This window comes from Pseudomonas amygdali, assembly GCF_002699855.1.
Lineage (GTDB): Bacteria > Pseudomonadota > Gammaproteobacteria > Pseudomonadales > Pseudomonadaceae > Aquipseudomonas > Aquipseudomonas amygdali.
On record NZ_LKBW01000083.1, the window covers coordinates 1 to 8,689 of the forward strand.

7 protein-coding genes and 1 tRNA gene are annotated in these 8,689 nt (G+C 54.8%); 5 read left to right on the plus strand and 3 right to left on the minus strand.

Annotation, left to right across the window (positions count from 1 at the left end; all coding sequences use genetic code 11):
* Positions 1 to 165: 165 nt before the first annotated feature.
* A complete protein-coding gene (locus AO277_RS08285) occupies positions 166 to 549 on the plus strand; it encodes a hypothetical protein (RefSeq protein WP_052834996.1) in 384 nt (127 codons plus the stop codon).
* A gap of 73 nt (positions 550 to 622) precedes the next feature.
* Here AO277_RS08285 and AO277_RS08290 read toward each other — a convergent pair whose 3' ends face one another.
* Positions 623 to 1,624: a glycosyltransferase family 2 protein gene (locus AO277_RS08290; RefSeq protein ID WP_002552119.1), complete on the minus strand. Its 1,002-nt coding sequence runs from the start codon at positions 1,622 to 1,624 to the stop codon at positions 623 to 625.
* A 176-nt stretch (positions 1,625 to 1,800) separates the two neighbouring features.
* Positions 1,801 to 3,858: a methyl-accepting chemotaxis protein gene (locus AO277_RS08295; RefSeq protein ID WP_044319901.1), complete on the minus strand. Its 2,058-nt coding sequence runs from the start codon at positions 3,856 to 3,858 to the stop codon at positions 1,801 to 1,803.
* 338 nt (positions 3,859 to 4,196) lie between these two features.
* Here AO277_RS08295 and AO277_RS08300 point away from each other — a divergent pair, with 338 nt between their 5' ends.
* From AO277_RS08300 to AO277_RS08315, 4 genes are all read left to right on the plus strand, one after another.
* On the plus strand, positions 4,197 to 5,324 hold the full coding sequence (locus AO277_RS08300; RefSeq protein ID WP_044319902.1) for a J domain-containing protein: 1,128 nt from the start codon (positions 4,197 to 4,199) through the stop codon (positions 5,322 to 5,324).
* 117 nt (positions 5,325 to 5,441) lie between these two features.
* A tRNA-Met gene (locus tag AO277_RS08305) sits at positions 5,442 to 5,518 on the plus strand.
* A gap of 169 nt (positions 5,519 to 5,687) precedes the next feature.
* Entirely contained in the window at positions 5,688 to 6,920 is a 1,233-nt protein-coding gene (locus tag AO277_RS08310) for a tyrosine-type recombinase/integrase (RefSeq protein ID WP_044319903.1), read from the plus strand.
* Positions 6,917 to 7,759, plus strand: a complete 843-nt coding sequence (locus tag AO277_RS08315; protein ID WP_044319904.1) for a hypothetical protein — start codon at positions 6,917 to 6,919, stop codon at positions 7,757 to 7,759. The genes AO277_RS08310 and AO277_RS08315 overlap by 4 nt, the downstream gene beginning before the upstream one ends.
* Before the next feature lie 293 nt (positions 7,760 to 8,052).
* Here AO277_RS08315 and AO277_RS08320 read toward each other — a convergent pair whose 3' ends face one another.
* On the minus strand, positions 8,053 to 8,586 hold the full coding sequence (locus tag AO277_RS08320) for a hypothetical protein (protein ID WP_044319905.1): 534 nt from the start codon (positions 8,584 to 8,586) through the stop codon (positions 8,053 to 8,055).
* Between the last annotated feature and the right edge of the window lie 103 nt (positions 8,587 to 8,689).

The window sequence follows — 8,689 nt, forward strand, 5'->3', positions numbered from 1 at the left end:
AGCGGCTATGGCTCAGCAGTCTAAAAATAGCGGCCTACTTCAGACCATTCCTAGGGACACTTCACTCAGAAACTTTAAAGTGGGCACTGGCCCTGCTTACGAGTGTCGTCAGTTTATTCATTCTTGCCGCTTGGCAACCCGGGGTCCNCCGGATCGAGCCTGTCCATGGACCCCAGCACGGCTGAAGCGGTACATCTTCTGAGGGATCTGACCGATCGCTATGCTCCAGCGGGCAGAAGCGTACTGGTGTTACCTTTCTGGCCGGGAGCTTATCCCTTGCTGGGGCGCGATGCGCCGCTCTGGGAAATTTACGCACTCTCGCCTCGAAGCGAGGCTTTTCAACGAGCTGAAATTCAACGCATAAAGAAGGCTGATCCCGGTTTCGCATTAGTCTTCAACATGGCGATGGATGGACGAGAAGAACTCAGATTCTCAAATTCGCATCGATGGATTGAAGAATACATTCACACCCATTTTGAAGCGGTCACGGATTCACCTAACTCGGCTTATCAGATATACAAGGCACCCGATAAAACAGAGGCTTACTGATTTACGTAAACGCCGAAACTCGTTCCGCTAGCATTAAATGGTCGTAACGGCTGAGGGAGATTGTTATCCAACCTCAAACTCTGTCCAGGCACACCGCCAGGATCAGGCTCAGATTGCCCTGCACAGTCTGCCGGTGAATTCCGGATTTTCGAAGCGTGTACACGCGCTTGAAAAAACGCTGCTTACGACCGTTTTCAAAATACTCCAGTACGTGCCGGCTTTCCTCAGTGAGTACACACTCCATGTCCTTGAGGATCGCCACATTGGCATCGTTCCACTTGGCAAATCGCCCCGAAAGCATTTTTCGAAATCGTATCAACCGTTCTCGAGTGCTCGCATTGGCCCCGATCAGGTTTCCGCGGTGTTGGCGATAGTAAAGGCAGGGGGCGGCGTCGTAGAACACTTGGCCGCCGCATCCTGTAACCAGAAGATACGTGAGCCAGTCATGGGCGATCAGGGGAGCGTGTTCAGGCAATTTGGCCAACAAACCACGGGTCGCCTGGTTGATCAGCATCGTATTGGCACCTGCCAGACTCTGAACCAAGGCATTTTTAAAAGACGGCGTTTTTTTGAACAGCGGAGAAACCCCGATGACCTTCAAGTCTGCATCGACCAGCCGGGTTCTGGAGCAGTAAAGCGCCGGTGTATCGGGCTTCAGTAGCTCAAGGTGCCCTACGCTTCTCTCTAGCTTGTCGCTGAACCAGACGTCATCCTGATCACTGAACGCGAAATAATCGGCTTTTATTTCAGAACGCTGAACCAGCGAGACAAAATTCTCTGCAAAGCCCATGCAAGGCCCGCTGAAAATGACCAGCCGCTCGCGCCCCCAGCGGGCCTGGTAGTCGGAAAGTATGCCAAGGGTGTCATCAGTCGATGCATCGTCGGAAACATAAACAACCCAGTTGCGAAAGGTCTGGGCGGAAAACGATTCAAGCTGCTCACGGAGGTACGCGGCCCCGTTGTAAGTGCACATCAATATAGCGACGCGAGGATGGCCTGACGACTCGGATAAACCTCGACGTTTTAGCGGGCTGACACCATCTGCCCTGTGTTTTTCGGTGAGCTGCGTTCTCAAGAAACCTTTCGCCTGCAAAATCCGCGCATTTTACGCCTTGTGTCGACTCCCGTCAGTCATCAAATGGTTGAATACATATCCGCTGATCCAACTTTTTAGATCACGGCCACAAAAACGGAAAAACCGGCTGGGTATGGCCACACCGGGTTTTCAGTCTAACGTGGCAAGCCGCGCAATCACCCCAATCGAAACCGCGCCGTATTGTCATTCAACGCCCGACTGCCCTGGCTCAGGGTATCCGCTGCCTGATTGACCGCTCGCGCACCTTCAAGCAAACGCCCGGCTGCCTGATCGACCTGCTGGATGTTGCTGCTGACCTCGTCGGCGGTCGATGCCTGTTCTTCCACGGCCGTCGATATTTGCGCCAGTGTATCGGTAACGCCCTGCACTGCCGTGGCGATTTCGCCCAGACGAACACCCAGGCCGGTTACCGACTGCGCATCGTTGACGGCTTGTCCGCAGGCAGCTTCCATCAGGTTCACCGCCTGAGTCACGGTGGAGCGCAAGCTGTCGACCGTCCCGGCGATCTGAGCGGTCGAGGCCTGCGTACGTTGCGACAGGCTGCGCACTTCATCGGCAACCACAGCGAACCCGCGCCCTTGCTCACCTGCCCGCGCCGCTTCAATCGCTGCGTTGAGCGCTAACAGGTTGGTCTGCTCGGCGATACCGCGAATGGCGTCCACCACCGATTGAATCTGTTGGCCCTGCTCGCTGACCCGGCCCAGGGCGGCGGCGGTTTCGGTCAGACGCTGATTGAGCTGCTGGATGCTATCGGTGGTGCGCTGGCTGTCCTGGCTGCTTTGCTCGGCAATACGCCGGGTATGCCTTGCGCTTTCAGATGCCTGCTCACAGCTTCTGGCCACACCTTGAGAAGTAGCGGCCAGCTCGGTTGCTGCCGCAGCGATCTGGCTGATCTGCTGTTGCTGGTCTTCGACCTCGGTCAGCGTCCCACTGGACTGAGCATTCAGCGTCAGCACTGCATCGCCGACACGCACGGTCTCCTGATTGACGCCCAGCAGGCTGTTACGCAGCTGCACAACCGCGACATTGAGCGCCCTGCTGATAGCGGCAAGCTCGTCACGCCCCTGCACGGCCACTTCGACACACAGATTGCCGTCACGCAGCGATTCAGCCAGCGTGGTAATGCCGCTGGCGCTGTTGCGAATCGAGGATTGCAGGCAGGCGAACAGATAGATGGCCATGATCACCAGAACACAGAAGATCACCGCCATCGGGATGAACTCCATATTGGAGGTTTCATGGTAGTAATCGAGACGGCCGTTGAGCGCATCAAGCGACTGCCTGCGCAGATCCGCCGTGCTGCCGGTCAAGGTGTCGATGCTCTTTTCAAACTCTTCCGGCTTGAGCTTGATGCTGCCGCCAAAAACCCCGTCATCAATGACCTTCAGTTCGGTTTCCAGCACTTGTTTGACCGCAGCGTACTTGTCGGCCCAAGGCTGCAACTGCTCGGGGAGCTTGGATAACAGCAGGCTGGCAGCCTTCTGCATCTGATCCTTGGAATCATCGATACGACCGCGCAGATCGCGCATCTGCAAGCGGCTCTGCAGGCTGAACTGACCCGACGCCACCGACGTTTGCCCCACACTCGACAGGCGGCCGATACGCTCGATCAGATCCGGTACTTGCTGGGTGGAAAGCTGCATGAGCATGTAGGTTTCAAGCCAGGGGTCGAGAATCAACCCGCTGTCCATTGCGATTTGCTCGCGCAGCGCCTGAACCAGGTTCAACACCGTCGTGAAGCGCTCATAACCATCGGGCCACCAGCCCACCGTACGCAATGACGCAGTGTCCAGACCGGTGACTGCCGCCTGAAGCGCCTTGAAACGGTTCATCGTGTCGGCAGGCGCGTTTTCCCGCTTCAATGCGGCATCAACGCCTTCCAGGGCTTTGGTGATACGCGGGATGCCTGCATCGACGTTGGCCATCGCAGCTTTCGCAGCCGGGGTCGGTTCACGCAGAATGTCGGCAGCTTTCCAGCGTGCGGCATGGTCGCGCTGGGCAGCCAGTTCAATATTCAGATCATCAAGCGCCAGCAACTGACGCACGCCCGATTGCTCGCCGGAAATGACATCGAGCTTGTTGCTGTACTCCTTGGTGATGACCCATGCGCTGCCCGCCAGCGGCAACATGAACAGCAGGAACAAGACCTGAAACTTGCGAGCGAAACCAAAATGTCCCATCAGGCGCATGCCTGGTGACAAAAGACTGTTCATGTCCTGCGACTCCCCGTGAACACCTGCCAGACCTGAGCAAACAGAGGCGATGCTTTTTTTTAAAAAACGCTAACAGCAAAATGCCATGCTCTTGTTTCAATGGCGATACGTGTCGCCTCACATTGGTACGAAAAGCACGGCCGATGATGGGTTTTCGTACCATATGGCGCAGCAATTGACGTACCGCCGACACTGAAGCAAGAACCGGACCGTACACGAGGCTGGAAAGGCTCTTTCAGGGCAGCAAAATATTCATCCCGAACAGGACACTGGAAACGTAAACTTCGGCAAACCGATTGACCCCGTCTTAGCGGTCCCCTCGTCAAGGAGGTCTTGCCATGACCACACCGCCCGCCTCACCGCGTATCGTCGCGCAACCGTCCAGGCCTCAACTGAGCGCCGGTCAGAAGAAATTCAACACGTTGATGGAAAAGCTCGAAACCAGGCGCAAACTTCTGCAGCAATGGCTCGTTATTTCAACAACCTGCGAAAAGCTCTGGGTCGAAGAGCTGGTCCCGATGCTCAGCGAGCAGGCCGAAAACGAAATTACCAAGCTGCGCCTGCTCGACGTGGCCTTCGATCAGTTCCGTCTGAGCAAGAAAGACAGAGCCACGTTGCTGGAAATCATCTGTGTCATGACGATGTCGCTCATGGGCGGCGAACACGATGAAGAACTGAAGCAGCTCTACCTCAAATACACCGGCAGCGATTACGACGAGGATGAGCGCCTGCAAAACCAGCTGTTCAAGTCCTCGCAGGAAGAAGAGCTGGGCGTGGAACTGGGAGACGATGTCGACCTGAACTCCATAGATGATGTGACCCAGCACATTGAGGAGAAACTGCGCGAGCAGGCCGAACAGGCGCAAAGCACCCAACAGCCGAAGAAGCCCACTGCCAGCGAAATACGCCGTGAACAGGAAGAGGCGGAAGGCAGCCAGTCATTGCGCGAAATCTACCGCAAACTGGCCAGCGCCTTGCACCCGGACCGCGAGCAGGATGCCGATGAGCGCGAGCGGAAAACGGCGCTCATGCAACGGGTCAACGAAGCGTACGAAAATGACAACCTGCTGGCGCTGCTGCAAATGCAAATGCAAATGGAGATCGAGCAGATCGACCAGACGCATATCGACAACATCACCGACAAACGCCTGAAGCACTTCAACCGTATCCTGAGCGAACAACTCAGAGAGCTGGAAGACGAGATCCACGACCGCAAAATGCTGATCCGGGAACAATTCCTGATGGACCCCTATGAGGACATCCGACCCAAGACGGTCAATGCAAAATGTGCGAAGCAGCTCAAGGCCATACGTGAACACCTCGACGACGCACAGGATGAACTGGACGCACTGACTGACCCGAAAAGCCTTAAAGCCTGGCTCAGGGATCAGCGCGACATGGCAGAGATGCTGGAGCGGGTAGAAGAATTCGATGATATGGAGCTGATGGACACCCTGTTCCGGTAAAAGCCCGAAAAACCTGCCTTGCGCGAGGGCAGCCAGCTAACCGGTTGATCGCACGCAATTATTTTTCACAACAACGCTTGACACATATGCGTTCTCCGAGAATAATGCGCGCCACTTGGCTACATAGCTCAGTTGGTTAGAGCATAGCATTCATAATGCTGGGGTCCGGGGTTCAAGTCCCTGTGTAGCTACCAAGTACCGATTTACAGACGTCTACAGCAGTCTGTGAATCACCCCAAGAAGCCCGCCTAGTGCGGGCTTTCTTGTTTCTAACCGTACCTTCTTGTGTATATCTATATCTACCCTTCGTGTATCCCGCCGTGTATCCTCACCAAATAATTGAACCGAGGGGATACACACTCGATGAAGCGCTCCGAAATCAAGCGTCGCCCTCTTTCCGATACCGCATTAGCCGGTCTAGAGCCTTGCGTGAAGGAATACCGCGAGCTGGACGGAGGTGGCCTTTATTTTAGGGTGAAGCCTGACGGACAGAAGTCTTGGCAGTTCCGCTACAAGAAGCCTGACGGCAAGTGGTCTTGGCTCGGTCTGGGCGGGTACCCAGAAGTCGGCGGTGCGCTGGCGAGACAAAAGGCCGGGGAACTTAGGTCAGACGCAGCCGATGGAAAAAACCCGATTATTTCCAAGCAGGCACGCAAAAAGGTTGAGCAAGCTGCAGCCGGGCAAACATTCGAGCCGCTGGCCCGCGAGTGGTACCAGTCGCGGCTGGCCAATTGGGATGCCGATACAGCGAAGCGAATCATCGGAGCACTTGAGCGCCACGTTTTCCCGGTATTCGGTCGACGCCTCTACGTGGATATCACCCCACTCGAGTGGATGGAGTTTTTGCGAGGCATGGAGCAGATGGGTATCTTGGAGCAGATGAGCCGCGTTCGCTCCTACTGCCGTGATATCTACGATCTAGCGAGAGTAACCGGCCGCGCGACTCACAAGCCAGTCGAGGGTCTACAAAAATACCTACAATCGCGCAGCGCCGAAAACTACGCTCATGTCTCCCCGAACGAGCTGCCCGGTCTAATGCGTGCAATCGCCGCCTACCCTCACGCTCATGATGTAAGGCTTGGTCTGCGCCTTCTCAGCTTGTTTGCAGTACGTCCAAGTGAGCTGCGGGAGGCGCGATGGTCGGAGTTTGATTTCAGCACAAGGGTCTGGACGATCCCTGTTGAGCGAAAGGGCCGCAAAAAAGGCCAGGAACACTTAGTGCCACTCACGACCCAAGCCATCGAAGCGTTGGAAGAACTGCGCAAATACACAGGTGCTTACGCCCTCCTCTTTCCAGGGCGAAGTGATCATACAAAGCCCCGGAGTAATACTGTGTTCCTCATGGCGCTACGCAGGATGGGGTACGAAGGTCGGCAAACTGGCCATGGGTTCCGACACATCGCGTCGACCGTGTTGAACGAGAACGGATTCGACGAGAACCACATTGAGGCGCAGCTATCACACAAGAAAGCTGGTGTGGCTGGCGTCTATAACAAGGCAAAATACTTAGCTCAGCGTGCCACCATGATGCAATGGTACGCGGATCATCTGGACGCGATATCAGCCGAACAGTCGGCCGAAAGGAAGCGAGCATGATCGAACCACAGTTCCTAAGCATTCCAGAGCTTGCGAGCCGCTGGAACGCAACTGAGCGCCAGATTCTCGAACACGGCTCACTCTTTCGGATTCCAGTCTGCTTTCTATTCGACGGTCTGGCATTCAACCAAACAGAGCGCTGGCTGATGGGTCACGGTGCGCATGATGAAGAGCTGGAACTCGAGACCAAGAAGGCCCGCATAGCAGACTGGAAAGATCACCTGAAAAGGAACGCTCTCGGTTTGACCGACGAGTTCAGCAGGCTGAATGATCAGCAGGTGCTTGACCTTCGCAAGATGATTACCGAGTACGAGCACAGAATCGCAATGCTGGACGATCTGCTAGATGATCGCTTGCTGAAGCGAAGGGGCAAGACAGTATTCGGCTACCTTCGATTGCCACCGCGAATAGTAATCGACATTCAGGAACAGTCTACAATCCCATTCCCTCACCTGGCGCTTAATCAGGCTGGCGAGCTCCTAACGCTTGAGCCAGGAATTACAGGAAAATGGAAGAGCACTTTGAGCACGAGCGATCTGTTGATACCCCTAGCAGATATCAAGGCCATTGAGGCGCAGCAGAAGGCGGAAGGTGCCCCAGAAGAGCGAAGGCAAGTATCAAAATCCAGACTACAGGAACTAGCGATCATCAAGGAAATTCGCGATCTCGGCTACGAGCCTAGCGCGCTACCACCTATGAAAAGTGGCAAACGTTGGGTGAAAAAAGACGTGTGGAGCAGACTAGAAAATCGCACCGAACTTTTCATCAGCAGAAAGACGTTCGAATCCGCATGGGAGCGATTGCGCGGGAGCAACGAAATAGAAGTCCAGGTCGAATAGAAAATGACATGATGTCCCCTTCTACAAGCGCTAGCGCAGTAATACGGATACTGTCATGATCAAGCTTAGAGCTCCGTACACCTGCTCTTGGCCTCCACCTCCTAAGGGGAAGGTTGGCCGTTCGAACCGGCCCTGGGACACCATATAAAACATGGCCTCTAGCGATTTAAGCACTCACCTAAAAAACGCCGTGGGTGCAGCGTGGGTGCAAAAGGATTGCTTCAGGCATTAAAAAGCCCCGCTCAGGTAATCGCCTGTCGGGGCTTTTTTGTATCGGACATCAGATTCGCGAATTAAGGGATTTTCACGGATATTCCTGAGTTAGGTCCGGGAGGAACACCCAATGCCGGCTCTACGCCTGGAGAGTTACGAATATCCTCGAGTAACTGCTCGGGTGCGAATCTTCTTCCTATTACCGCCTCTGACTCTGGACGGGGCACCAATGAATGCTTTGCGCGATAAGCTTCCAGCTCGGGGATTTGTTCTTCGATTGCCTTGAGGCACAAGCCTCGGACGAAATAACGGTTGAATTCGCCTTCTGCGAGGGTTTCCGGGGCGTTATGTGGGACTTGCGCCAGCGTGAACCCGCCTTTTGGCTTGGCTCTTTGCTCTTGGCTTTTCATCAGCCGACGAGCTCTTATCTGATCGGCTAGCCAGTCATCCGAATGATTGGCTGCCGCTTCTTTCAGCAGTTCTGGCCAGGCTTTTACACCCTCTTCAGTTAAACGTTTACCAGTGAAAAGCTTTTGTGCGTGGATATCTGCTTCAATCTCTTTGACCATATGCTCACGTGAGCGAACATCAATATCCCTGTACTCAAGACCCATGATTACTTTCCTTCGTTATCCATCGCAGGCAAAACCTTGCCTTATTGAGGTGTAGGTGTCACCGCCACTGTAAAAATGACCCCCTAACGCCAACCTAGAATTG